Genomic DNA, 25,736 nt, shown 5'->3' with positions numbered 1-25,736 from the left:
ACAAGAAATGGAAAACGATCTGGAGATGCTGCGGGAGTTGTCGCTCGCCGAACGATTGGGGCGGCTGCACCGGCTGTGGCGTACCGTGGCCGATCTCGAACTCGCCCCCCTCGGCCTGACCCACCCTCGCTGGACCGCCCTGTGGAAACTCTGTCAGCGCGGTGGTCACCTCGGCCAGAAGGCGCTGGCGGAAGCCCTAGAGATAGAACTGCCCTCCCTGATGCGCACCCTGGGTCAGCTGGAGGAGCAGGGGCTGGTCGAGCGTCACTGCTGCAGCCAGGACAAGCGGGCCCGCATCGTCACCCTGACGCCGGCCGGCAAGGCGCTGCTGGACCAGATAGAGGATCGCATCATGGTGATCCGCCGGGAGCTGCTCGCCGGCATCAGCCAGCAGGAGCTGGCGCAGTTTGAAGACATAGTGCACCGCATCAGTGCCAACGCCCTCGACAAGATAGCCACCCAGAACGAAGAGAGAGAATAAGATGACCCCGGATCAACAATTCAAGCGCTGGATCAAATGGGCCAGCGCCTGCTTCGTGCTGGTATTTGGTTACTTCCTGCTGGCCGACATCAAGATGCCGCTGACACCGCAAGCCATGGCCACCCGGGTCGTCACCAAGATGGCGCCCCAGGTCAGCGGCAAGGTGGTCGAGGTGGCGGTCACCAACAACCAGCACGTCAAGCAGGGGGACCTGCTGTTCACCCTGGATCCCGTTCCCTTCCAGCTCGCCGTGGAGCAGGCTCGCCTCGCCCTGGATCAGGCCCAGCAGCAGAACCGCCAGCTGGACGCGACCCTGAGCGCCGCCAGCGCCGAGTACAGCTCCCTGCAGACCCAGACCGCCCAGAAGCAGCGGGAAGCCGCCCGCATCGATGCCCTCTATGGTCGCCGCATGGTCTCCGAGCAGCAAAAGGATGACGCAGACAGCGCCGCCCGCACCGCCCAGGCCAACCTGCTGGCGAGCCAGGCTCGCATGGAGCAAGCTCGCGTCAACCGGGGGCTGCCCGGCGATGACAACCTGTTGCTGCGCCAGGCCCGCAACCGCCTCGCCCAAGCCGAGCTGAATCTCACCTACAGCCAGGTTCATGCGAGCCAGGATGGCATCATCACCAACCTGCAGCTCAAGCCGGGCAGCGTGGCCACGGCGGGTGCCCCCCTGCTGGCCCTGGTCTCGGAGCAGGTGGATGTCATCGCCGATTTTCGCGAGAAGAGCCTGCGCCACATAGGCCCCGGCAGCCAGGCGCTCATCGCCTTCGATGGCGAGCCAGGTAGCCTCTACCCCGCCCGCGTCTCCAGCCTGGATGCCGGGGTCAGCGCCGGTCAGTTCGACGCCAACGGCCTGTTGGCTAACCCCGTCGAGTCGGATCGCTGGGTGCGCGACGCCCAGCGTCTGCGCCTGCACCTGGCCCTGGAGCAGTTGCCCGCCCACCTACCGGCCGGCGCCCGCGCCACCGTCCAGCTGCTGCCGGACAACGCACTGAGCGCCCTGTTCGCCCGCAGCCAGATCCGTCTGCTCAGCCTGCTGCACTACATCTACTGATATGGTGACCACCAACCTCTGGCACAGGCCCCTCACCACCAACGAGTTGCGCCAGTGCCTACGCATCGCCTTCGGCAGCACCCTGGGCTTCTTGCTCTGCAAGACTTTTGGCTGGAATTATGGGGTCTTCTTCACCGTCACCCCCATGCTGCTGCTCGGCATGGTGCCGGTGATGAACGGTCACGCCGCCCGCCAGCTCATCGCCGCCGCCGTGATGTGCGGGCTGGAAGTGGGGCTGCTGGGCGGCCTGTTCGGCAGCCACCCCGGCCTGATGCTGCCCATCGTCTTCCTGCTGTTCCTCTATCGCTTCGCCGCCATGTCGAGGGGCAGCCTGTTCCTGTTCGGCGCCAACGGCGTGCTCAGCCTCAGCATCATGCTGCACTTCGCCAGCTACCCGCAGACGGATCTGAACGACCTGATCTTCAGCAACCTCTGGGCCAGCGTGCTCTCCGTGCTCATCGCCTACCTGATGACGGCCCTGCTGCCGGACGTGGAGCCGCGCCCCAAGCCGGCCGCCTCCCCCAAGGCGCCACACCGGATGCGCCACGAGGCCCTGCTCGGCGCCAGCATCGCCACCCTGTCGTTCCTGGTGTTCCAGCTGTTTGACCTGCGTGACTCCATGTCCGCCCAGGCCACCACGCTCCTGCTGCTGTTTCCCATGCACTGGAACGGCGCCCTCGACTACGCCCGCAAGCGGGCCATGGGCACCCTGCTGGGGGTGAGCTTCGGGCTCATCGGCCAGCTGCTGCTCTATGACTGGTCCGGTCAACTGCTGCTGGTGACCCCGCTGCTCTGGCTCGGCGCCATGCTGTTCAGCCACGCTCATGTGAAGGAGGCCAGCGGCTCCGGCGTCGGCTTCGGCGCCCTCACCACCCTCGGCATCCTGTTTGGCCAGTACCTGACCCCGGGCAACGATCTGGTGTTCAGCGCCCTCTACCGGGTGAGCAGCATCTTGTTTGCCATCGTCGCCACCCTGCTGACCTGTTATCTGATCCATCGCCTGCTGAACCACTTCGAGGCGACCCGTTTCGGCCATTGACCCTTTCTGCAGCGCAAGGATGTGCGCCTTTTCGCCCCGCTATGCCTACCGGGGCGTTTCTTTTTCCCTCCCGGCCCGCCTCGGGCTGACGCATCCCGACGCACCCCGTCACTGAGGGGTTGCAGTCACCCCCCAGCCTGTTAGGCTCAAGGCCATATGAAACCGATTAAGGATCCAGGATGAAATACGCCAAACTCGGCCTGCTGGCCATGGGGTCACTGACCCTGCTCAGCGGCTGCGAATTCAGTGCCGGCAAACTGGGCGTCACCGGTGGCGACACCGTCACCTATCTGTGCGAGCAGAATCAAAAAATTCAGGTTCGCTACTTCTCTCTCTCGGACGAGAGCCTGAACTTCGTCAAGCTGGCCCTGCCGGATGGCAAGGATTACACCCTGCCCCAGGCGGTCTCCGCCTCCGGCGCCCGCTATACCGACGATCACGAGGTGGTCTGGTGGAACAAGGGCAAGGAAGGCTTCGTGGAGATGCGGGATCAGGCCGGCGAGTGGCAGAGCCGCTACAACGACTGCAAGGAGCAGTGAGGCCCGCCCATCCCGGTCCCCCCCAACAGAACACCCCGGCCAGGCCGGGGTGTTTGTCATTGCACTTCTTATCGCATTTCCCAGGATGCCTCGGCCTTGAGGCTGAAGCGCCTCACCACCTGCACCGGGATGGCATCCGGGTTCTGCTCCGCGACCCGATAACGCATCTTAGACAGGGCCGTCAGGGCCGCTATCTCCAGCACGCCGGCGGGCTCTGCCGCCAGGATCTGTGGGCTGAACAGATTGCCGTTGGAGTCGATGAGGTAGCGAATATCCACATAGCCCTCCACCGGCTCGGTCATCCGCCCCTTGGTGGGGACCCTGAATGTCGTCACCTCCTCCTCCTGAACCCAGTAGAGGCAGAGCTCATCCATGGGGACATCCCGCGGCGGCTGGTTCAGCTTCACGGCGGGGCCGGGGCTGGCACAACCCCCCAGCAGGCCGAGCACGACCCCCAGCAACAAGAGATACAAACGCATTCCACCCTCCTTGTGTCATGACCGATCGGATCCTTGAACGGCCGTCTATCCCGGTCGGGATTGTGAGACAGAGAGCCCCGTTCGGGAAGCACCCATCTGGCGGGCAACAAAAAGGCCAACCCTGAGGTTGGCCTGTGTTAATGGCGGAGGCTCAATCAGGCGCGCTTGTCGGTCACCACCAGCCAGAGTGCGTGCACCATGCCGGGCAGGCCGCCGAGCAGAGTCAGCACTATGTTGATCAGAAAATGCAGGCTGAAACCGACCTGGATAAAGGCGCAGACCGGGGGCAGGAAGATGGCCAGCAGGATCTTGAGCAGATTGTTCATCGAGGTTCCTCGTCAAAGATGGTTCGGGCTTGGCCTAACCATAAACAGCCTTGGCCTCAACTGCAAACCAGACAGGGGATCCGCTCCCCGGTTTTTCGCCAACCGTTGAGGTCATGGATCTGCTGATTGCTGCTACCACGCCAGAGCAGACCCGGATCCGCCAGCCCCTTCTCGAACTTGCCGTCCACCAGCACGTCCAGCAAGGCTACCAGCTCCCGCTGGGCCGGACTGAGATCCCTGAGCTGATAGCCGGTCCAGCACCAGATGTCCTTGCCTGGGCACTCGGCACGCACCCGTTTCACCAGTGCCAACACAAAAGGCACGTTGGCGGGGTGGAGCGGATCGCCGCCAGAGAGCGACAACCCGCGCCGCTTGATACGCGTGTCGTTGAGATCCGCCACTATGCGATCGTTCATCGTCTCATCGAACGGCTTGCCACCGTCGAGGCGCCAGGTGCTCTGGTTGTAGCAGCCGGGACACTGGTGCTCGCAGCCCGACACGAACAGGGTGGCGCGGGTACCCGGGCCGTTGATCACATCGACCGGGTAGTACTGGTGATAATGCATCTTCTCTCCTCACCCCATCACGGGCACTCGGTCCGCCAATAAAAATGGCTCCCTATCCTCAGGAGCCATCTCATCGCTTAGCCGCCTGGCTTACATATGCTTGACCCGGCGCTTGACCTCTTCCTGCTTGCCCGCGTTGAAGGGGCGCGCATCCGGGCTGCCGAGATAGCCGCAGACCCGGCGAGTCACCGACACCTTGGCGGGATCGTGGTTGCCGCAGCGCGGGCAGGTGAAGCCCTTGGAGGTACAGGCGAACTCGCCGGTGAAGCCGCAGTCGTAGCACTCGTCGATGGGGGTGTTGGTGCCGTAGTAGGGCACCTTGTCGTAGCTGTAGTCCCAGACGTTCTCCAGCGCCTCCAGGTTGTGCTGGATATTGGGATACTCCCCGTAGCAAATGAAGCCACCATTCGCTATCGGCGGATAGGCCGCCTCGAAGTCCAGCTTGTCATAGGGGTTCACCTGCTTCTCCACATCCAGGTGGAAGCTGTTGGTGTAGTAACCCTTGTCGGTCACCCCGGCCACCACCCCGAACTCCTTGGCGTCGATGCGGCAGAAGCGGGTGCAGAGGTTCTCGCTCGGGGTGGAGTAGAGGCTGAAGCCGTAGCCGGTCTCCTCCTTCCACTCGTCGGTCGCGGCCCGCAGCCGGGCTATGATGGCGACGGCCTTCTCACGCAGCGCCTCGCTGTCGAACAGGTGAGTCTGGGTGCCGAACAGGGCGTTGATGGTCTCGTGTACCCCTATGTAACCGAGGGAGATGGAGGCGCGGCCGTGCTTGAAGATCTCGCTGACGTTGTCATCGGCCTTCAAGCGCACCCCGCAGGCCCCTTCCATGTAGAGGATGGGGGCGACCCGCGCCTTGACGCCGTCGAGGCGCTTAATGCGATACATGAGCGCCGTCTTGGCGACCCGCAGGGCGGCGTCCAGCCGGTCCCAGAAATCTGCCTCGTCCCGGGATTTCAGGGCGATGCGCGGCAGGTTCAGGCTCACCACCCCGATATTGTTGCGCCCCTCGTGGATGAGCTCGCCGTTCTCCTCGTAGGCGCCGAGGAAGGAGCGGCAGCCCATGGGGGTCTTGAAGGAGCCGGTCACCTTGACCACCTGGTCGTAGTTCAGGATGTCCGGGTACATCCGCTTGGAAGCACACTCCAGCGCCAGCTGCTTGATGTCGTAGTTGGGATCCCCGGCCTTGTGATTGAGGCCGTCCTTGATGGCGAACACCAGTTTCGGGAACACGGCGGTCTTCTTGTTCTTGCCGAGACCCGCGATGCGGTTGCCGAGGATGGCGCGCTGGATGAGGCGGGACTCCCAGCTGTCACCCAGGCCGAAGCCGAAGGTGACGAAGGGGGTCTGGCCGTTGGCGGTGTGCAGGGTATTCACTTCGTATTCCAGAGACTGGAAGGCGTCGTGACACTCCTTCTCGGTGCGGGCCATGGCGTAGGCGTCCACGTCCGCAATGCCCCATTCCTCGGCCACTTCCCTGTGCTTCTGCCAGCTGATGGTCACATAGGGCGCCAGCACCTCGTCGATGCGGTTGATGGTGGTGCCGCCATAGATGTGGCTCGCCACCTGGGCGATGATCTGGGCGGTCACTGCGGTGGCGGTGCTGATAGATTTCGGGGTGTCGATCTCCGCGTTGCCCATCTTGAAGCCGTGGGTCAGCATGCCCTGCAGGTCGATCAGCATGCAGTTGAACATGGGGAAGAAGGGGGAGTAGTCGAGATCGTGGAAGTGCAGATCGCCGCTCTCGTGGGCCTGCACCACCTCGCGCGGCAGCATGTGGCTGGTGGCGTAGTGCTTGGCGACGATGCCGGCCAGCAGGTCGCGCTGGGTCGGGATCACCTTGGAATCCTTGTTGGCGTTCTCGTTGAGCAGGGCCGCGTTGGTCTGCTCCACCAGGCCGCGGATCTCCTGGGCCAGGCGGCCGCGGGCCTCCCGGGCCAGATCCCGGTCGTGGCGATATTCGATGTAGGCGCGGGCAATGGCCTTGTCGTCTGAGGCCATCAGATGATTCTCGACCCGGTTCTGGATCTCGTGGATGTCCACCTCGGCCCGCCCCTCCAGCTCCAGGCTGACGGCGCTGGCAACCCGCTCCCCCAGGGCCGGGTTGGCCTGACTGACCGCGGCCGCCGCCCGGCTCACCGCCTCGGCGATCAGTTGGGCATTGAATGGTGCGCGACATCCATCACGTTTTATCACAACCGGTTTCATCTCTCTTCCCCGCATTAAAGGCCTGGCTATCGCCCTTGGCTCACCCTGTTAGGTTCCCTCCCCCACGCTCTGTCCTCGGCGCAAATAAAGGCAGCCGAGGCTTGGCGCCTGGGCTGACACTGGGGAGAAAACGACTTATGCACAGCTTGATAACACAACATGTAGGGATAAAAACACTAATGAAGCCCTATATGTGGTGTCTATTAGGCACCAAAGCGACACCCTGTTTCTTGATCCATGTCAGGTTTTGGAAGGAGTGGCGCAGTTCACGACCAGCGTCAAAAGACCCCTTCAAAGCCAACTCCAGACGGGGTGCGGGCTGGCGCCGGATCCGGTGACGGACGAAGAGATGGCACCATCCGACAACAATTGACCGAGGCATCCGCCGGGCAAAGCGCACATAATGGGTGCAGTGTCCTGCCAGGGGGAAATCCATGTGATCAAGGTGATGCTACTGCTCGCGCTGTTGTTGCCGCTGCCGCTTCGGGCGGCCGAGATCCTGGTGATCAGCAGCTATCATCCCGCCAACCTGTGGGATCAGAGCTACAGCGCCAGTCTCAGGGAACACCTGAAGGGGGCTCACCACATCAGCCATTTCTACATGGATACCAAGCGCCAGCCCCGCCAGGAGCTCTCCCGGATCGCCGACAGAGCCATGGAGTCCTATCGGCAGCACAAACCGGATCTGGTGGTGCTGGGGGACGACAACGCCATCAATGCCCTCGCCCGGCGCATCGCCACCGAAGGTACCCCAGTGGTCTTCCTCGGCATGAACGAGAACCCCCGCCACAAGGGGCTGGTGGGTCACCCCAGGATCACCGGCGTGCTGGAGCGGCCCCTGCTCAAGCGCAACATCAGCGAGATGAGCCAGCTGATGGGGGGGCTCGACAAGGCGCTGGTGCTCTTTGATCGCAGCGAGGTCTCCCGCACCGCCATTGCGGATGAGTTCAGCGATCAGCGCGAGCCCCGGGTGGGGACTACCCGGGTAGACAACCAGCAGCTCGATGACTACCGGCGCTGGCAGGAGGCGGTGCTCTCCAGCCGGCAGCGGGGCTACGGGGCCCTCTTCATCGGCCTGTATCACACCCTGGTGGATGAGCGGGGCGAGCATGTGAGCGAGCAGCAGGTGATCGAATGGACCAGCCAGCACAGCCCGGTCCCTCTCTTCTCCTTCTGGGAGTTTTCGGTAGGCAAGGGACGGGCCATCGGCGGCCTTGTGCTCAACGGCCACGCCCAGGGGGAGCGAGCCGCCGAGCTGGCCAACGCCATCCTGGCGGGCACCTCCCCGGGCGCCCTGTCACCCCGCGCCGCCCTGCGCGGGGAGTACGTGTTCAGCCGGGGCGAGCTGGCCCGCTGGCAACTCGAGTTACCCCCCAAGTGGCAGTCCAAGGCCCAGTGGCACGAGTGAACCTTGTAAAAGACAACCCCTTGAACGACAAACCCGGCCATGGGGCCGGGTTTGTTTCTCAGGGCAAGAGCAGGTTTCAGGGCTGAAGCGCCGCCTGCAGTTCTGCCTCCGTCCAGATGGCGATGCCGAGCTCCTGCGCTTTAGCCAGCTTGGAGCCCGCCGCCTCACCGGCCACCAGCACATCGGTCTTGGCGGAGACGGATCCCGCCACCTTGGCTCCGAGGGCCTGCAGCGCCGCCTTGGCATCTCCCCGCGAGAGTTGAGTGAGGGTACCGGTCAGCACGAAGGTCTTGCCGGCGAACGGCTGCTCGCTTGCCTCCTTTTTCTCGATGGCGGGCCAGTGAATGCCGGCGGCCAGCAGGGCCTCCAGCACCTCGATGTTGTGGGGCTGACGCAGGAAGTAGTAGACGTGCTTGGCCACCACCTCCCCCACGTCCGCCACCGCCAGCAGTTGCTCCACGCTGGCGGCGCGCAGGGCCTCCAGGGTCAGGAAGTGGTTCGCCAGGTTCAGGGCGGTCGCCTCGCCCACCTCGCGAATGCCGAGCGCAAACAGGAAGCGGGGCAAGGTGGTACTGCGCGCCTTGTCGATGGCCGCCACCAGGTTGAGGGCGGATTTGGGCCCCATCCGTTCGAGATCGGCGAGCTGGATGGCATTGAGGCCGAACAGATCCGCCGGTGTCTTCACCAGTCCCTTGTCCACCAGCTGCTCCACTATCTTGTCGCCAAGCCCGTCCACGTCCATGGCACGGCGGGCGGCGAAGTGCTTGATCGCCTCCTTGCGCTGAGCCTCGCAGAAGAGGCCGCCGGAGCAGCGGGTCACCGCCTCCCCCTCCAGCCGCTCCACCGCCGAGCCACAGACCGGACACTGGGTCGGGAAGATGATCGCACGTGCGTCAGTCGGACGCTGAGCTTCCACCACGGCGACGATCTGCGGGATCACGTCCCCCGCCCGGCGCACGATCACGGTATCGCCGATCATGACGCCGAGGCGTTCGATCTCGTCCGCGTTGTGCAAGGTGGCGTTGGAGACGGTGACGCCGCCGACGAAGACGGGTTTCAACTTGGCGACCGGGGTCACGGCGCCGGTGCGGCCGACCTGGAACTCGACGTTCTCGATCAGGGTCATCTCCTCTTCTGCCGGGAACTTGTGGGCCGTGGCCCAACGCGGCGCCCGGGCCACGAAACCGAGCTCTAGTTGCAGCCCTATGTCGTCCACCTTGTAGACCACGCCGTCGATCTCGTAGGGCAGATCCCCACGTCGGGCCAGGATGTCGTCATGGAACGCCTGGCAACCGGCCGCCCCTTGCTTGAGCTTCACTTCGGGGCTCAGTGGCAGTCCCCACTCCTTGAGCCGATTCAGGCGACCGAAGTGGGAATTTCCCAGCTCATCCCCCCCGACACCGACCCCGTAGGCGTAGAAGCTCAGGGGACGGCTCGCGGTGATGCGCGAATCGAGCTGGCGCAGGCTGCCCGCCGCCGCGTTGCGTGGATTGACGAACACCTTCTCGCCGGCGGCCAGCGCCTTGGCATTCATCGCCTCGAAGCCCGCCTTGGGCATGAAGACCTCCCCCCTCACCTCCAGCCGGGCGGGCCAGCCGCTGCCACGCAGGGCGAGCGGAATGGCCTTGATGGTGCGCACGTTCTCCGTGATCTCCTCCCCCGTGGTGCCATCGCCGCGGGTGGCGGCCTGTACCAGCTGGCCATCCACATAGAGCAGGCTGACCGCGAGACCGTCGAGCTTGGGTTCGCAGCAGAACTGGAAGCTTATCTCGCGCTTGAGGCGATCCCGCATGCGCTGCTCGAACGCCATCAGCTCCTCGTCGCTGAACACGTTGTCCAGGCTCAGCATGGGGATCTCGTGGCGCACCTGGCGGAAGGCCGAGAGCGGCTGGCCGCCGACCCGGGCGCTCGGCGAGGTCGGGGTCTTCAGCTCGGGATGCTCGGCCTCCAGCGCGATCAGCTCGCGCATCAGGCGATCGTATTCGGCGTCCGGCACCGTGGGGTTGTCCAGCACATAGTACTGATGGCCGTATTCGGTCAGCAGCTCACACAGTTGACGGTGGCGGGAGAGGATGTCGCTCATGGAGAAGTCTCGGACTGTGGTTGAAATAAGAAGGTAGCCATACAAACAAAAATGCGGCACCCAGGTACCGCATTTTTAATCTCATTGACCCGGAGGACGTCTTAGTCGCGGCTGGCCTCGTAGGCCGCCAGCTCCTGACGATAACGGGTGATGTCGTCGTCGCTGAGCGGGCTACGGCTGGCGTCTGTCAGCATGGCGTCGAGGTCGCTCGCCAACTGGTCGGCGGCCTGCAACATGTGCTCGAACGCGAAGGCGGCGTTGCTGCGCAGGGGCAGTTGCATGAAGAGGGACACACCCGGGGTGCTGAACTGCTCCATGCGATAGGGGTTGAAGGTGCCCGGCTTGACCATGTTGATCATGGAGAAGAGCACTTCCCCCTTGCCACCCAGATCCTCGTGGCGGTGGAAGATATCCATCTCGCCAAACTTGAAGCCGAGCGCCAGCAGGGAGGAGAGCAGGGTCGCTCCTTGCAGATCCTGACCGGGGCGCGCCATCAGGTTGATGACATAGACATCCTGCCAGATCTTCTCGACCGGCTCCCGCAGGGGGGTGGGCTGCGCCTCCTCTTCGTAGGCGGGCTCGTCGTCGTACTCCGGCTCTTCATAGACGGGAGCGGGGGCGGCCTGACGGGACTGAGGTTCGGGGGCAGCAGCGCGGGCACCGAAGGTCGGCGCCTGGGCGTAGGCCGGCTCCACCAGCGGCTCTTCGTCCAGCGGCTGCATCATGGGCTCACGCTGGGGACGGGATCTGTGTACCGGAGTGCGGCGAATCACCTGGGCGGGTTTGCGCACCGGCGCGGCCGGGGCCTCCTCGACGGGCTCTGGGCTCGGCTCGTCATACTCCTCTTCCTCATAGACGGGGGCAGGAGCGGGTGCGACCGGACGGGGAGCAGGCTTGCGAACCACGGGGGGCGGCAGATCGGCGTCATCATCCTCGTCGTCGAAATCGGGGACGGGAGCACGGCGGCTGGCTTCAGGCTGGCGGGCCTCGTCGCCACGCAGCTTGGGCTCGGCACGACGGCCACCACTGACCACACGCACCTGACCGATGCCATCGCTGTCAAACGCATCGCTGTCACGTTCCCGCGACTTGGATTCCATCCGGCCAAGGGGTTTCTCCTTGATCGGTGCCTGACGGTTCTTTCTGTTGCTCCACAACCCGTGAATGAGCAATGCCGCGATGGCAATTCCGCCCAGGGCAACCAAGATGTAACGCAATTCCTGCATTAGCTGCTTCTCTTTCTAGTTTTGCTCAGCCAAAGCGACGGCTTCACCGATGTCGACCGACACTATGCGAGAAACCCCGGGCTCTTGCATAGTGACGCCTATCAGTTGCTCAGCCATCTCCATGGAGACCTTATTATGACTGATGTAAACGAACTGTACTGTGCTCGACATCTCTTTGACAAGAGAACAGAAGCGACCCACGTTCACTTCGTCGAGCGGTGCATCCACCTCATCCAGCAGACAGAAGGGCGCTGGATTGAGTCTGAAGATGGCAAAGACCAGCGCAAGGGCCGTCAACGCCTTCTCCCCCCCGGAAAGCAGGGCAATGGTAGCATTCTTCTTGCCCGGAGGTCTTGCCATGATGCTCACTCCGGCCTCCAAAAGATCATCAGAGGTCAGCTCGAGCCAAGCACTGCCCCCCCCGAACACTTTTGGAAACAGGGATTTTAAATCTTCGTTGACCTTATCGAAAGTGTCGCGGAAGCGTATTTGTGTTTCTTTATCAATTCTTTTAATGGCTTGGCTCAGGGTCTCAAGGGCCTGCTCGAGATCCTGGCACTGGTTTTCGAGGTAGCTTGAACGGGTCTTCGCCTCCTCGTACTCCTCGAGGGCCGCCAGGTTGATGGCCCCAAGCGTTTCCACCTGCGCCTCCAGGGTCTGGATCTCCTGGCGCAGCTTGCCGCGATCGGCGGCGATCAGCACCGCCTGATCGAGATCCACCAGCCGGACCCCGAGCTCCTCGAACTGCTCGTGCAGCCCCTGACGGCGGGTCAGGTTGCGCTCCCGCTCCAGCCGAAGCTGGGCCAGCTTCTCTTGTAGCTGTACGAGCTGCTTGTGATCGGCGCTGCGAGCCTGATCCAGCTCTTTCAGTTGCCGCTCCAGCTCGTTGAGCCGCTGATGACAGGCCAGCTGCTGCGCCTCGAGCCGTTGCTGCTCGGCGAGCAAGGGGGAGAGATCCTGCACCGCCTGCGCATCCGGCCCCTTGAGCTCCGCCAGCTCCAGCCCGAGACGGGCCAGCTCCTGCTCACGCAGGGCGATGAGCTGCGACAGGTTTTGCTGCTCCAGTTGCAGGCGCTGGCAATCGGCCTGCTGCTGCTCCCGGCGCATGCGCGCCTCCTCCTGCCCCCGTTCCGCACTGCTGACCCGCTCCTGGGCGAGTTGCAGGGATACCGCCAGGGGCTCGCCCTGCTCCTGCAGTTCGGCCAGCTGCGCCTCCTCCAGTTCGAGACGTTGGGACAGGATGGCGGCGCGCTGCGCCTCCTCGGCTTGCTCCTTGTCCAGTCGCAGCAACTCCTCGCCGAGTTGGCCGAGACGCTGCAGACGCGCCTGACGCTGGCCCTCCTGCAGGCTCCAGGCTTCCCGCAGCCTCTGCCACTGGGATTCCAGTTCGCGCAGCTCGCGCTGGCTCTGCTCGAGGACGGCTTGCAAGCTGGCGCGCGCGGCATCGGCCACGCTCAGTTGCTCATTCAGACTGGCCAGCCCCTGGCAGCCCGCATTCAATTCGGTATGTAACCGTTCACGCTCCCCGAGCAGCGCCAGGGTGCCGAGGGCTCCCCCCTGACCGAGATCGGCCCAGTTAGGACCCAACCAGTCACCCTCCCGGGTGAGCACGGACTCACCGGCCGCGAGCGCTGGCTGGCGGGTCAGCGCCTCCTCCCTGCTGGCCACCAGCCAGATGGCGTTGAGGAAGGCGGGAATATGATCCCCTCCGATCTGGGCCGCCAGGGTACCAGGCACCGGGGCTTGAGCCGGGCCGATCCAGAGCCCGCTCTGTTCCAGGTTGCACAGATCCGCCGGCTGGGCGGTGAGCCAGCGGCCGAGCACCTTGTCCAGAGCCTGGGCCCAGTCGGGAGCGACCTGCAGCCGATCCGCCAGGGTATCCCCCTGCATCTGCTCCCCCAGGATCTGGCCGAGGGTCGTGAGACGTGCCTCCAGCTCCCGTAGCTGGCCATGTTGCTGACTCTGCCGGGACTTGCACTCCTCGTGGCGGGCGACGGCCTCCTGCCACTGCCCCTCCTGCTCGGCGCAGCGCGCCCGACTCATCTCCAGCTCGGCGGCAAGCGCATCCAGCCTGGGCTGCAGCGTCTCGTCCTCCCCGCCGAGGGGACCGCCCTGCTCATCTTCCAACTTGAGCCGGGCCAGCCGGGTCTTGGCCTGCAGCTCCTGCAGGCCGCCCAATTCGGCGCGGGTCTGGTTGAGCCGCCCCTGCGACTCGCCGATACGCTGCTGCCACTGCTGCTGTTGCTGGCGGGCCTGCTCCAGCCCCTCGCCGGCGGCCAGCCGCAGCCCCTGCTGGTCGGTGAGCAACTGCTCACACTGCTCGAGACGGGCCGACGCCAGCTCCCCCTTCAGGACTCCTTCGGTGAGCTCCGCCTGCTGGCTCGCCAGCTGGGTCTTGAGCTCATCGATACGGGTGGTCAGGGCCTGCCGCCTCAGTTGCCAGTCACGACCCAGCTCGGTCTGGTGAAGCTGCTGCTGCTCGAGGCGGGCGATGGCCTGCCCGCCGAGGAAGATCTGCTGCTGGCGGCTCGCCTGCTCGGCCTGGGCCTCCTGGCGGGCCACCGACAGGTTGACGTGGCGCCCTTCATCGGCGGTGCGCTTGGCATCGAGAGCCGCCAGCGCCTGCTCGGCCTGGGCCAGCTCGCTCTTGGCCTCGCCGAGTCTGGTCTCCAGCGCCCAGAGCTCGGATCCGATGAGTTCGGCCCGGGCGGCGCGGCTGCGATGCTTGAGCTGCTTGTAACGCTCGGCAGTCTCGGCCTGGGCCTTGAGATGCTCGAGGCGGGAACCCAGCTCGCCGCGGATATCGCCGAGCCGCTCCAGGTTCTCCTGGGTGTGACGGATGCGCTGCTCGGTCTCCCGGCGCCGCTCCTTGTAACGGGAGACCCCGGCCGCCTCCTCCATGAACAGCTTGAGATCGGCGGGGCGGGACTCCACCAGCCGGCTGACGGTGCCCTGTTCTATGATGGCGTAACTGCGGGGCCCGAGGCCGGTGCCGAGGAAGAGGTCGGTCACATCCTTGCGGCGGCACTTCTGGCCGTTGATCTGGTAATGGTTGGAGCCGTCACGCAGCACCTCGCGGCGCACCGAGATCTCGGTAAAGCGGCCGAATTCACCGGGGACCCGGTTATGGGGGTTGTCGAAGACCAGCTCCACCGAGGCGCGGCCATGGGCGCTGCGGTTGATGGAGCCGTTGAAGATGACGTCCGTCATATTTTCGCCCCGCAGATGGCGGGCCGAGCTCTCCCCCAGTACCCAGCGCACCGCGTCGATGACGTTGGACTTGCCGCAGCCGTTGGGCCCGACCACGGCGGTCATGTCGGCGCTGAGTTCGATGCGGGTCGGCTCGACAAACGACTTGAAACCGGCGAGTTTAATCAATTTCAGACGCATGAGGGCCTATCTGGGTAACGAAATATCGAAGAGGCGGGCAGGCGACTTTACCAAATCAAAAGCTTGTTTGTAATATGCAGGCAGTTTCCCGTTAACAGATGGAGCTCAGATGAGCCAATCCCCCAAGATGGTCAAAGACTCGGTCAGCGGCGCTGACTACTTCCTGCGCGGCTTTTCCCTCATCCGCCAGCCCGGGATCCGCACCTTCGTGATGATCCCCCTGCTGGTCAACGTGGTGCTGTTCGCCGGTGCCTTCTACGCGCTCCTGCTGCAACTGGACGGTCTGTTTGCCTGGCTGCATCAGCAGATCCCGTCCTGGCTCAGCTGGCTCGACTACCTGCTCTGGCCTATCGCCCTCATCACCATACTGGTGGTCTTCTCCTTCATCTTCAGCTCGGTGACCAACTGGATCGCCGCCCCCTTCAACGGCCTGCTGGCGGAGAAGGTGGAGCAGATTCTCACCGGCGAGACCATGAGCGACACCGGCATGCTGGACGTGGTCAAGGATGTGCCGCGCACCTTCGGCCGCGAGTGGACCAAGCTGAAGTACTACCTGCCCAAGGCCATCGGCTGCCTCATCCTCTTCCTCATCCCCGTGGTGGGCCAGACCCTAGCTCCCGTGCTCTGGTTCCTGTTCAGCGCCTGGATGATGGCGATCCAGTACGTGGATTACCCGTTCGACAACCACAAGATCGACTTCACCACCATGCGCGATGCCCTCAAGCAGCGCCGCGGCAAGTGCCTGAGCTTCGGTGCCCTGGTCACCCTCTTCTCCGCCATTCCTGTGGTGAACCTGTTCGTGATGCCGGTCGCCATCTGCGGCGCCACCGCCATGTGGGTGGATCAATATCGAGCCGAGCAATTGCGGCGCTAAAGCGGGCTGACATAACCAAAAACGGGGGCGAAAGCCCCCTTTTCATTACTTAATCTAATGCATGTTTGACTGTGCTTGCCCAGCTAACACTGGATTGCTAGGATGCGGTCCTTTCTCATTCCCTGGTATTACTCATGTTACATGCACTCTTCTTGCTCGGCCTGGTGGCCGAAGGGATGACTGGCGCGCTGGCGGCGGGTCGGCGGCGGATGGATCTGTTTGGCGTGGTGATCATCGCCTCGGCGACCGCCATAGGTGGCGGCACCATCCGGGATGTGCTGCTGGGGCACTACCCCCTGCTCTGGGTGGAGCACCCCGAATATGTGCTGCTGGTGGCGGGCGCCGCCATGGTCGGGGTCATCTCGGCCCCCCTGATGCGCTACCTCGGCAAGCTGTTCATGGCGCTGGATGCTCTGGGGCTGGTGGTCTTCTCCATCTTCGGGGCGGCCAGGGCGCTGGAGATGGGGCACGGGGCCGGCATCGCCTGCATCATGGCGGTGGTGACCGGGGTCTTCGGCGGCGTGCTGCGGGATCTCCTGTGCCAGCGCATCCCCCTGGTGTTTCGGCGCGAGCTCTATGCCGCCGTCTCCCTGGTCACGGCCGGGCTCTATTGCCTCGCGCTGGATCAGGGCCTCCCCAATGATTGGGCTGCCTTCGGCGCCCTGGGGATCGGCTTCGTGATGCGGCTGCTGGCGGTACGTTTCAAGTGGGGACTGCCCACCTTCAACTACCAGTACGCCACCCACTGAGCACGCCAGTTTCTGGCTTGAATGGCTGGATAACGAGCAATAAAAAAGCGCCTTCTGGCGCTTTTTTATTGGGGGATGGACACGGGCTCGGCTCAGTTGATCCCTTCCGAACTGAAGAAGGTGGCCTTGTCCGCGATGAAACGCACCTGGATGTTCTTGCCATCCTTGCCCCAGATGCAGCTGGTGGTGCCGAGCGCATCGTCACAGCGCTCCGCCTTGCCGAGTATGGTGCTGGCCTCGGCATAGCTCATGCCCATCTTCAACTTGTCGTAGTTCTCCCGGTTCAGCTTGCTGCAACCGGTCAACAACAGGGCGATCATTCCCCCGATCAGGATCTGCTTCATCTGTCTCTCCTCTGGCTAGTGACCAGAGCCTAGCAGCTGGCCCCCCCTGATTGCCAGCACCGACCAGTGTCGAGCGAACCCCGCTACCTGGCCATCTCGGGATCAGAAGCGTCTTGCCCGACCTGCCTCACCAGCTGCGAACCGGGCCGGTATCCAGATGCACGAAATTATCGGCAGGGTAGTAGCCGACCCCGCCCACCTTGAGGTTCAGAGCCGCCTTGCGCAGGTGGACCAGCTGTACCCCGGGGATGCGTACATCCACCGCCTGGCCCAGGGTGTGGTAGCTGTGCTTGGCCACACCCCGGCTCTTGCGGCGCTTCTGGTTGTTCGTCTGGGGGGAGCGGTAACCGGAGATGAGCTGGATCTCCCCCTTGCGCCCCAGTTTGTGCTGCAGCAGAAACAGTTGATCAAACAGCTTCTTGTCGATGTTGAACACTTCATTTCTGCGGTAATCACGGAAGATATGGTTGAGCTCCGCCAGGCCATCCCTCAGATAGTGACCGTCCTCCCAATAGCTTGCCTGCACCCGCTCGCCGGTGTTGAGATTGAAGAAGCTCAGCTCACGCCCCGAGGTGCTGCGGCTCGCCATGGCCGGAAACGACAGCAGGCTGGTGCCCATCAGGCAACTGGCTCCCAGCAGCAGACGGCGTCGGCTTATCTCTTGTTCCAGCATCCCTGGTCCGTCCATCGCATATTTAAGTGGATTTGATGAGTAATCTTGGTCTTGACGCCTGAAATTACTCAGCCCCCTCCCCCATGTCAAACCACAATCGGCCATGAAAAAGCCCGGCACCGGCCGGGCTTCTCACTCTGTGGCTGGGATCACAACAAGCGGCTCTGGAAGCTGACCCGATCAAATCCGTAGATGTCGTTGCGCAGTTGCTGGCGCCCCTCGTCGTCGATCCAGCTGCTCCAGTAGACGGTAAACACCGGGATCGGGGTGGTCAGGGGCAGCCACTTGGTCTGGGTGTCCTTCAGGATGCTGGCGACCTTGTCCGGCTGATAGCGGGAGTCCGTCAGCAGTAACTCGGCCAGATCGTCCGCATGCTCTACCCGGATGCAGCCCGAGCTGAAGGCACGCGCCCCCTGCTCGAACAGGGACTTGCGCGGGGTCGAGTGGAGGTAGATGGCCTCGTTGTTCGGCAGATAGAACTTGTAGCGGCCGAGGGCGTTGTGATCCCCGGGTTTTTGCCGCAAGCGGTAGGGGAAACCGGAGGCCAGCGCATGGTGCCAGCCATCTTCGCTGAACTGCACCGGGTTGCCCTCGCCGTCTATCACCTCGAACTGCTCCCGATCCAGATAGGCGGGGTCACGCCCGAGTTTTGGCAATATGTCCTTGCTCAGGATGGAGCGCGGCACGTGCCAGGCGGGGTTGAGGACGATGGAGCGGATCTCGCTCGCGAGTATGGGGGTGGCCCGCTGCTCCTTGCCGACGATGACCCGGCTGGTGAACACCTCGTTGCCGGACTCCACCACGCTCAGGCGGTAATCCGGGATATTGACCAGCACGTAGCGATTGGCGAGATGATCCACCAGATCCCGACGCCAGAGGTTGCGCAGCAGCAGGCTGGCACGAACCTGTGGCCCGGTATTGAGCCAGGAGCGGGTCTGGCGACCTATGATGCCATCCGCGGTCAGACCGTGGCGGCGCTGGAACTGCTTGATGGCGGCCTCGGTCTCGCCATCGTAGATGACCTCATCATCGTTCGGGGCACCGTCTCCCAGCACATTGAGGATGGCGCGGATCCGGCCAAGCTCGGTCGAGCTCTCCCCGGCCCGCAGGGTCGGCATGTCGAGACTCGGCCACTGCCTGGCCATGGGCATGGCCAGCAGCTTGCGCACCTCTTCACGCACCACCTCGTACTCGGCAACCTGGGGCCTGAGCTGCTTGACCTGCTCCAGCAGGTTGCCGCCCCGGGGTGACTCTGTCAGGGACTTGTTCAAGTCGAGCTTCTGGGTCTGCATCTGCTCACGGGCGACCAGGTCCATGGCGCGCCAGGCATGCTGGAAGCGAGCCAGCTTGGCGAAGACCTCGTCATAGAGGGCGCCACGCTTGTCGCCCGGGGTCTTCTGCAACTGCTGCCAGAGCCGGTAGAAATCCGGGTGCAGCTGGGCGAGCACCGCCTCCTGCAGCTGGCTCTCCAGCTCCTGGCGCGCCTGCTCGGCCTCGCTATCCTGATACCAGTCGTGCTGAACGCTGGGGCTGGCCACCACCATCTGCTCCGTGTTGGCATGGGCCATCCCCGCCGGCCAGCAGCCGAGCCAGATAAGATTTGCCAATGCCAGCCAATGCTTCTTCCCCATGCTTACCTCAAATCGGTTCAATTTGGCCTGTCAGGCGCCGCGGTCAGGAGCCCATGATGCGTGAATGACGGTGACTTTGCCAGCGGGCGGCCACCCGGCGCTAGCGGGCCAGGGCGTAGCGGCGCCAGATACGGGCATGCTCTTTGCTCTGGCTGACGGCGTCCAGCGCCTGATTGAATCTCCCCACGAAGTCCCCCGACAGGGTCTGCTTGCTCAGCATGAAGTAGGTCGGCGTCTCATAGATCTGCATCCCGTGGGGGACTATGCCCTCGGCCAGCCCCTCTCTCTTCAGACCCCAGGGGGTGGCCAAACTATCCCCGAGAAAACCGTCTATCCGCCCGAGACGCAGCTTGCGATAGTTTTGTGCGTCATTGACGGCGCTCACCTGGTGCGCATGATCCCGCAGCAAGGCGGTGATCTCGGCCCCGTAGTAGTACTCCTTGGTCACCCCGAGCTGATGCCCCTGTGCGAGCCAGCTCGCCAGATCCGGTGCATCACCGGCATCGCTGCCACGCACCCAGAGCTGGGTGCGGCCAGGGTTGTAAGCATGAGAGAACCAGGCATAACCGGCCCTGTCGTCATAGAAATAGGCCTCCATGGCAATGTCCAGCCGGCCCTGCTCCACATCCTGCAACACCCGCTTCCAGGGGCGCTCCACATAGATCAGGCGACACCCCAGCCGAGCGGCGATGGCATTGAGGTACTCCACCGCAAACCCGCTCAACTGCCGCCTGTTCCCCTCTCGCTGGTAATAGTGGTAAGGCGGCCAGTCGTCGAAACCGACCCGCAGGGGAGACGGGCAGAGGGATTGCGCCCACAGGGAGGACACCGGCAGGCAGCAGAGCAGACAACAGAGGAGTGGCAGTCTCATGGGTCATCCTTGACATCGGGGCCCGCCATCTTAGATCTGCGGCGGCGAATTGGCGACAGTTCCTGCCACAGCGGTGAGCAATATCAGTCGTTTGACTGATCATCCCTGAGCAATCGCGGCGCCCGCCCGGCATGGACAAGGGTCGACGAAAAGGGCTCCATATGCCACCCAAAGCCATTTGGCGAGCAGGGATATCGGGGTTAATATGTGAGCAAATATATTTTTGTGATCCACTATGCTTTTTTTGCAATTGGATTAGCATATGCGCGAAATCTGCCTACCCATCCGTCAGGCGTCGAGTGAGTAATATGACCTACAAAAAGTTCGGTTTTCTGGCCGCCATCATGGCACTGAGTGGTTTTTATCTCTACACCCTCTATCTGGCCGCTCACCCCAACGTGAGCCTGGCTTACAAGCTCTATTACCTGGAAGGCAAGACCCGCTTCTGGGAACACAACTCCAGCATGACCTACCAGCCGGGCAACGAACTCAATCTGACCAAGCCGAGCCGCTTCCTCTCCAGCGAAGGCTGGGCCAAGAAGCCGAGCGCCGAGGGCACCGAGCTCAGCGGTCAGGGCGGTCTCTACTTCGTCCTGCCCAAGCAGCAGGCACAGCCGGAGCAGCTCACCATCCAGGCCAGGATCAACAGCCCGGAAGCCGGTGCCTTGCTGAAGGTCGCCCTGGGTCATGACTTCACCACCACGGTCAAGCTGGCCAAGGCGGGCATCAACGAGATCCGGCTCAACCTGCCGGGGGACTCCCTGACCGCCGACCCCAAGCGCCCCAACTTCCTGGCCCTGTCCGCCCCGACGCCGCTCAACGTGCAGTCTGTGCGCCTGACTGTTGCACAGTGAAGATAAAAATCTAAAAATCAGCCTTTAAACGTGATTTTCTAATAAGGAAGTTCCCATGTCGCATGCCGATTTTCGACTCTCTCTGGTCGTACCCGTTTATAACGAGGAAGAGAGCATAGACGCCTTTATCAGCGCGATAGATGACGAACTGGCCCCCCTCAAAGACCAGCTTGAAATCGTGTTCGTCAACGATGGCAGCCGCGATCGTACCCGCGAGGTGGTCGAGCAGGCCATCGCCCGCGACCCCCGTGTCACCCTGGTCAACCTGGCCCGCAACTTCGGCAAGGAGGCGGCCATGACCGCCGGCCTGCATGAGGCCAAGGGCGATGCCATAGTGCCCATGGACGTGGATCTGCAGGATCCCCCCGCCCTCATCCTGGAGTTCGTCAAGCTGTGGCAGACCGGCGGCTATGACACCGTCTACGGCATCCGGGTGGATCGCAGCGCCGACACCCCGATGAAGCGCCTCACCGCAGGCGGCTTCTACCGCTTCTTCAACGCGCTCTCCACCAGCACCAAGCTGCCGGAGAACGCCGGTGACTTCCGCCTGATCGACCGCAAGGTGGTGGAGGCCCTCAAGCTGCTGCCGGAGCGCAACCGCTTCATGAAGGGGCTGTTTGCCTGGGCCGGTTTCCGCGCCGTGGGCGTCCCCTACGAGCGTCCCGCCCGTCACGCCGGCGAGACCAAGTTCAACTACTGGAAGCTGTGGAACTTCGCCCTCGACGGCCTGATGAGCTTCTCCAGCTGGCCGCTGCGGGTGTGGAGCTATGTCGGGGTCGGGGTCTCCTTCGTTGCCTTCCTCTATATCCTCAAGATCATCACCCAGGTGCTCTTCTTCGGCATCGACGTGCCGGGCTATGCGTCCCTGATGTCGGTGATGTTGTTCCTCGGTGGCATCCAGTTGTTGTCTCTTGGCATCATCGGCGAGTACATAGGCCGCATGTTCGTCGAAGTGAAGCAGCGCCCTGTCTACCTCATCGAAGGGGTCTACGGCCAGTACGCCAAGGACAAGCAGGCGGATGCGGGCAAGCCGCAATCTGCCGACAAGCAGCAGGATGAGCAGGAGCCGACGCCCCAATGATCTCCCGCGAGGAATTCTGGCGTCTGGTTCGCTTCGGTTTCGTCGGCGGGGGGGCTACCCTCGTCGACCTCGGCACCTCGTTCGCGCTGTTTCATAACTGGCCGGATATCTCCGAACACCTGGTGACCACCCTGGCGTTCGCGGTGGCGTTCTGGTTCTCCTTCTTCGGCCATCGCTACATCACCTTCCAGAAGCAGGGGGCGGCCAGCAAGTTCCTGCTGGTGGCGCTCTTCTCCCTGGCGGTGCGTAACCTGCTGCTCTCCGGCTTGTTGCTGGCGGGGCTCTCCGGCCTGCTGCCCGTGGTCATCGCCACCCTGGCCGTGACCATACTCACCTACCTTCTCTCTCGCGTCTGGGTATTTGCCTGATGAATGACATGACAACTTCCCCTCCCGCCGCCGCGGGGCCCTATCGCCCGTCCCTGGCCATCAGCGGCCGTGACTGGCTGATCATCATCGCCGCCTTCGCTCTGAGTCGCCTCGCCCTCTACGGCATGGGTTACTTCGGCGTCCAGCTCTACGGTACCCCCGGCATAGGCCCGCTGCAGGCCTATTGCCAGTTCGACTGCGTCTGGTTCCAGCGCATCATCGAAAACGGCTATGACCTCTATCCCCGCTGGCTCAGCAAGGGCAATGCGGCGAACTGGGCCTTCATGCCCCTCTACCCCATGCTCTCCGGCGGCCTCTCCAACCTGCTCAACGTGGAGAGTCTGATCGGCCTGATGCTGGTGACCAACATCGCCTTCTTCTTCTCCCTGCCGGCCATGCTGCTGGTGCTGCGTCAGCTCAAGCTGGGTGAAGACAGCGCACGTTTCGGAGTCTGGCTGCTGGCCTTCTCTCCCTTCTCCGCCTACTTCGTCTCCGGTTACGGCGAGTCCATGTTCATGCTCTTCATGCTGCTCATGTTCCTGTTCGCCTATCGCGAGCAGTGGCTGCTGGTCGGGTTCATCGGCATCTTCATCTCCGGCACCCGAAACCTCGGGGTCATGATGGTGTTCCCTGTGCTGATCCTGGCGCTGCAGGCCTATGGCTGGCGCGAATTCTTCCGTTTCACCGAGCGGGCCTTCAAGGTGGTGTTCAGCATCTGGCTCATCCCGCTCGGCCTGTTCTCCTACATGGTCTATCTGTATCACCTCACCGGGGATGCGTTCGCCTTCAAGCACATCCAGGTGGCCTGGGGCCGTTACATGGACAGCCCGCTGGACTGGTGGCTGAGCGGGTTTGAGCTCGGCGGTCGCAAGGCCTACCTCTCCATCATGGTGATCTTCGGCTGGTGTCTGAACCTCTATCTGTTCAGCCAGAAGCGCTGGGCCGAGGCGACCCTGATGTTCATCTGCTGCACCATACCGCTGATGACGGGGCTCAACGCCATGCCGCGTTACATGTTCGGCCTCTACCCGACCCTGCTGGCCATCATACTGCTGACCCATCGCTGGCCCGCCCTGCGTCCGGCCGTGCTGTGCGTCAGCGGCATGGTCGCCTCCTTCATCGCGGTGGCCTTCGTCAACTTCAAGTTCTTCACCGTCTGACGATCCCCGCCCCAAAAAAATGCCGGTCCATGGACCGGCATTTTTTATGGCCGCCCTCTTTGGACAGGCATCACAGTTTCCCGAGCTTGAAAACGTAACCATTTGAACTCACCTCACAAATCGGGATTTTCCCGATCCAGCCCCTCCCCTCAGCCCCCTAGAATGAGTTCCTCCACGGAATCCGACCCGCTCACTTTGCTCAAGGAATGGCTTATGCGTCTCCTCCCCCGTCCCTCCCCCCTCTGGCTCGCCCTGCTGGCCGCCCCCCTGTTTGCCGGCCAGGCGGCGGCATCTCCTCGGGTGCAACTCTATGTGGATGGCAAGCCGGTAGCCGGTGAGCTGGCGCTGGACAAGGGAACCGTCAGCCTGATCCATACCTTGAGCAAGGGCAGCCACCAGATCCGCATCGGCGATGCCGCCAACAGCTGCGGCACCAGCTTCGGGCCGAGCGAAACCAAGCCGCTGCCGTTCGGCACGGCCCAGCCCATGGACAAGTGCGCCAAGGAGAACAGCTTCTCCCTGCGAGTGATGCTGGCAGGGGACTATGAGTTCACCTTCAACCCGGATACCCCCAGCCTCAAGGTCCTGCGGGCCACCAAGAAAAGCGAGTTCAAGCGCCAGCCCCCGGAGGAGCCCTGCATCGCCTGGGACGGCGGCCCGGTCACCGTCTCGCTGAAAGGGGTCTGGCCGGACGGCACCCGGCTGCGGGACGCCTACTCAAAACAGGAGGCTGTGGTCAGGGGCGGCAAGCTGACGCTGACCCCATCGAAAGAGAGCGGCGGTCTGCTGCTGCTCGAACCGGTCGCGGCAGCCAAGGCCGAGCCCTTCGGCTGGGATCAGGCGAGCGTCTATTTCCTCTTGACCGACCGCTTCCATAACGGCGACCCGACCAACGATCACAGCTTCGGCCGCCAGAAGGATGGGCAGGACGAGGTCGCCACCTGGCACGGCGGCGACTTCAAGGGGCTGACCGAGAAGCTCGACTACATCAAGTCCCTCGGCATGAACGCCATCTGGATCACCCCCATGGTGGAGCAGGTGCACGGCTTCATCGGCGGCGGCGAGCAGGGCAACTTCCCCTTCTACGCCTATCACGGCTACTGGGCGCTGGACTTCACCAAGATCGATCCCAACTACGGCGATGAGGAGAGCCTCAAGACGCTGGTGGACGAGGCCCACAAGCGCGGCATGCGCATCATACTCGACGTGGTGATGAACCACGCCGGCTACGCCACCCTGGCGGACTTGCAGGATCTCGGCCTCGACAGCCTGACCCAGAACACCGGCAAACTCCCCGCCCGCTGGAACGACTGGCGCCCGAGTGGCGGCCTCAACTGGCATGGCTACAACCAGTTCATCGACTATCAGTCGAGCGACTGGAGCAAGTGGTGGGGGCCGGATTGGGTGCGGGCCGGTCTGCCCGGCTACCCCCAACCCGGCACCGACGATGTGACTGGCTCGGTGGCTGGCCTGCCGGACTTCCTGACCGAGTCCAGCAAAGCGGTGGGGCTGCCCCCCCTGCTCGCGGCGAAGAAGGACACCGGGGCCAAGGCGCTACCCGATGCCAGCGTGAGCGACTACCTCATCGCCTGGCACACCGACTGGGTGCGCCGCTTTGGCATCGACGGCTTCCGGGCCGACACCGTCAAGCACCTGGAGCCCGAGGTCTGGGCCAGGCTCAAGCAGGAGGGCACCGCGGCCCTCAAGGAGTGGAAGGCCGCCAACCCCACCAAGGCCCTCGACAGCCTGCCCTTCTACATGGTGGGCGAGGTGTGGGATCACGGGGTCGCCAAGGACTTCTGGTACCAGAACGGTTTCGATTCCCTGATCAACTTCGACTATCAGCGCGAGTTCGCCCTGCCCCAGGCCCAGTGTCTGGCAGGAGCCGAACCCACCTATGCCAGTTACGCCAGCCGCATCAATCAGGATCCGGAGTTCAACGTGCTGAGCTATATCAGCTCCCACGACACCAAGCTGTTCTTCGGCGACTATCAGGACGTGCCGCTGCAGCGGCGGGTGGCCAGCAGCTTCATGCTGCTGCCGGGCGGCATCCAGCTCTACTACGGGGACGAGTCAGGCCGCGGGCTGGCCAAGGATGGGGGCGTGTTCGATCAGGCCCTGCGCTCCGACATGAACTGGCAGGAGCTGGTGAGTGGCGACAAGGCGGAGCTGGTCAAGCACTGGCAGCGTCTCGGCCAGTTCAGGGCCGCCCACCCGGCGGTGGCGGCGGGCAGCCACAAGAAGCTCTCCGATGCCCCCTACAGCTTCGTGCGCGAGAAAGGGGCCGACAAGGTGGTGGTGGTGTTCGCCGGCCGGGCCAAATGATCGC

General features: G+C 63.5%; 23 protein-coding genes. 12 read left to right on the top strand and 11 right to left on the bottom strand.

Annotated features, from left to right (window positions below):
* The first annotated feature begins 7 nt into the window (after window positions 1-7).
* From slyA to ACT5M9_RS17525, 4 genes are all read left to right on the top strand, one after another.
* Entirely contained in the window at window positions 8-481 is a 474-nt protein-coding gene (gene slyA / locus ACT5M9_RS17540) for a transcriptional regulator SlyA (protein WP_438550175.1), read from the top strand.
* 1 nt (window position 482) lies between these two features.
* Window positions 483-1,538, top strand: a complete 1,056-nt coding sequence (locus ACT5M9_RS17535; RefSeq protein ID WP_457980073.1) for an HlyD family secretion protein — start codon at window positions 483-485, stop codon at window positions 1,536-1,538.
* A 1-nt stretch (window position 1,539) separates the two neighbouring features.
* Window positions 1,540-2,577 carry a DUF2955 domain-containing protein gene (locus ACT5M9_RS17530; RefSeq protein ID WP_457980075.1) on the top strand — a complete coding sequence of 346 codons (1,038 nt, stop codon included), beginning with the start codon at window positions 1,540-1,542 and terminating at the stop codon, window positions 2,575-2,577.
* Between the two features lie 179 nt (window positions 2,578-2,756).
* Window positions 2,757-3,116 carry an MliC family protein gene (locus ACT5M9_RS17525; protein ID WP_438550178.1) on the top strand — a complete coding sequence of 120 codons (360 nt, stop codon included), beginning with the start codon at window positions 2,757-2,759 and terminating at the stop codon, window positions 3,114-3,116.
* Window positions 3,117-3,184: 68 nt separating this feature from the next.
* On the opposite strand, the gene ACT5M9_RS17520 is transcribed toward ACT5M9_RS17525, so the two are convergent.
* The 4 genes from ACT5M9_RS17520 to nrdD all read right to left on the bottom strand — a co-directional run bounded on the left by ACT5M9_RS17520 (window position 3,185) and on the right by nrdD (window position 6,695).
* Complete coding sequence (locus ACT5M9_RS17520) at window positions 3,185-3,595, bottom strand: energy transducer TonB (protein ID WP_457980077.1); 411 nt, start codon at window positions 3,593-3,595, stop codon at window positions 3,185-3,187.
* A gap of 155 nt (window positions 3,596-3,750) precedes the next feature.
* Window positions 3,751-3,921, bottom strand: coding sequence for a YqaE/Pmp3 family membrane protein (locus ACT5M9_RS17515; protein ID WP_041993510.1), 171 nt, complete (start codon window positions 3,919-3,921; stop codon window positions 3,751-3,753).
* A gap of 56 nt (window positions 3,922-3,977) precedes the next feature.
* Entirely contained in the window at window positions 3,978-4,487 is a 510-nt protein-coding gene (nrdG, locus tag ACT5M9_RS17510) for an anaerobic ribonucleoside-triphosphate reductase-activating protein (protein WP_457980078.1), read from the bottom strand.
* A gap of 90 nt (window positions 4,488-4,577) precedes the next feature.
* Complete coding sequence (nrdD, locus tag ACT5M9_RS17505; RefSeq protein ID WP_457980080.1) at window positions 4,578-6,695, bottom strand: anaerobic ribonucleoside-triphosphate reductase; 2,118 nt, start codon at window positions 6,693-6,695, stop codon at window positions 4,578-4,580.
* 403 nt (window positions 6,696-7,098) lie between these two features.
* On the opposite strand from nrdD, the gene ACT5M9_RS17500 reads away from it, so the two are divergent.
* Window positions 7,099-8,103, top strand: a complete 1,005-nt coding sequence (locus tag ACT5M9_RS17500; RefSeq protein WP_457980082.1) for an ABC transporter substrate-binding protein — start codon at window positions 7,099-7,101, stop codon at window positions 8,101-8,103.
* 76 nt (window positions 8,104-8,179) lie between these two features.
* On the opposite strand, the gene ligA is transcribed toward ACT5M9_RS17500, so the two are convergent.
* The 3 genes from ligA to ACT5M9_RS17485 form a co-directional block, all read right to left on the bottom strand.
* A complete protein-coding gene (gene ligA / locus ACT5M9_RS17495) occupies window positions 8,180-10,186 on the bottom strand; it encodes an NAD-dependent DNA ligase LigA (RefSeq protein WP_457980083.1) in 2,007 nt (668 codons plus the stop codon).
* A 101-nt stretch (window positions 10,187-10,287) separates the two neighbouring features.
* Complete coding sequence (zipA, locus tag ACT5M9_RS17490) at window positions 10,288-11,412, bottom strand: cell division protein ZipA (protein ID WP_457980084.1); 1,125 nt, start codon at window positions 11,410-11,412, stop codon at window positions 10,288-10,290.
* A gap of 15 nt (window positions 11,413-11,427) precedes the next feature.
* A complete protein-coding gene (locus ACT5M9_RS17485; protein ID WP_457980086.1) occupies window positions 11,428-14,802 on the bottom strand; it encodes an AAA family ATPase in 3,375 nt (1,124 codons plus the stop codon).
* Window positions 14,803-14,911: 109 nt separating this feature from the next.
* Here ACT5M9_RS17485 and cysZ point away from each other — a divergent pair, with 109 nt between their 5' ends.
* Both cysZ and ACT5M9_RS17475 read left to right on the top strand, forming a co-directional pair.
* A complete protein-coding gene (gene cysZ / locus ACT5M9_RS17480) occupies window positions 14,912-15,676 on the top strand; it encodes a sulfate transporter CysZ (protein ID WP_349921404.1) in 765 nt (254 codons plus the stop codon).
* 134 nt (window positions 15,677-15,810) lie between these two features.
* Window positions 15,811-16,425, top strand: a complete 615-nt coding sequence (locus ACT5M9_RS17475) for a trimeric intracellular cation channel family protein (protein ID WP_042639652.1) — start codon at window positions 15,811-15,813, stop codon at window positions 16,423-16,425.
* Between the two features lie 92 nt (window positions 16,426-16,517).
* Here ACT5M9_RS17475 and ACT5M9_RS17470 read toward each other — a convergent pair whose 3' ends face one another.
* The 4 genes from ACT5M9_RS17470 to ACT5M9_RS17455 all read right to left on the bottom strand — a co-directional run bounded on the left by ACT5M9_RS17470 (window position 16,518) and on the right by ACT5M9_RS17455 (window position 19,944).
* Window positions 16,518-16,769, bottom strand: a complete 252-nt coding sequence (locus tag ACT5M9_RS17470; RefSeq protein ID WP_438550186.1) for a DUF3862 domain-containing protein — start codon at window positions 16,767-16,769, stop codon at window positions 16,518-16,520.
* A 127-nt stretch (window positions 16,770-16,896) separates the two neighbouring features.
* Entirely contained in the window at window positions 16,897-17,442 is a 546-nt protein-coding gene (gene mepK, locus ACT5M9_RS17465) for a peptidoglycan L,D-endopeptidase MepK (RefSeq protein WP_457980088.1), read from the bottom strand.
* A gap of 149 nt (window positions 17,443-17,591) precedes the next feature.
* A complete protein-coding gene (locus ACT5M9_RS17460; RefSeq protein ID WP_457980090.1) occupies window positions 17,592-19,073 on the bottom strand; it encodes a L,D-transpeptidase family protein in 1,482 nt (493 codons plus the stop codon).
* A gap of 100 nt (window positions 19,074-19,173) precedes the next feature.
* Complete coding sequence (locus ACT5M9_RS17455) at window positions 19,174-19,944, bottom strand: substrate-binding periplasmic protein (protein WP_457980092.1); 771 nt, start codon at window positions 19,942-19,944, stop codon at window positions 19,174-19,176.
* Window positions 19,945-20,252: 308 nt separating this feature from the next.
* Here ACT5M9_RS17455 and ACT5M9_RS17450 point away from each other — a divergent pair, with 308 nt between their 5' ends.
* The 5 genes from ACT5M9_RS17450 (at window position 20,253) to ACT5M9_RS17430 (ending at window position 25,732) form a co-directional block, all read left to right on the top strand.
* On the top strand, window positions 20,253-20,798 hold the full coding sequence (locus tag ACT5M9_RS17450) for a hypothetical protein (protein WP_438550190.1): 546 nt from the start codon (window positions 20,253-20,255) through the stop codon (window positions 20,796-20,798).
* 55 nt (window positions 20,799-20,853) lie between these two features.
* On the top strand, window positions 20,854-21,879 hold the full coding sequence (locus ACT5M9_RS17445; RefSeq protein ID WP_457980094.1) for a glycosyltransferase family 2 protein: 1,026 nt from the start codon (window positions 20,854-20,856) through the stop codon (window positions 21,877-21,879).
* Entirely contained in the window at window positions 21,876-22,247 is a 372-nt protein-coding gene (locus tag ACT5M9_RS17440; protein WP_457980096.1) for a GtrA family protein, read from the top strand. Before ACT5M9_RS17445 ends, ACT5M9_RS17440 begins: the two co-directional genes overlap by 4 nt.
* Window positions 22,247-23,407, top strand: a complete 1,161-nt coding sequence (locus ACT5M9_RS17435; RefSeq protein WP_457980098.1) for a hypothetical protein — start codon at window positions 22,247-22,249, stop codon at window positions 23,405-23,407. The genes ACT5M9_RS17440 and ACT5M9_RS17435 overlap by 1 nt, the downstream gene beginning before the upstream one ends.
* Before the next feature lie 213 nt (window positions 23,408-23,620).
* Entirely contained in the window at window positions 23,621-25,732 is a 2,112-nt protein-coding gene (locus ACT5M9_RS17430; RefSeq protein ID WP_457980100.1) for an alpha-amylase, read from the top strand.
* Window positions 25,733-25,736 lie beyond the last annotated feature (4 nt).

Source organism: Aeromonas sp. AE23HZ002T15, from assembly GCF_054165525.2.
Note: the sequence above shows the minus strand (reverse complement) of the source record. Positions and strands in the feature narration are given on the sequence as shown.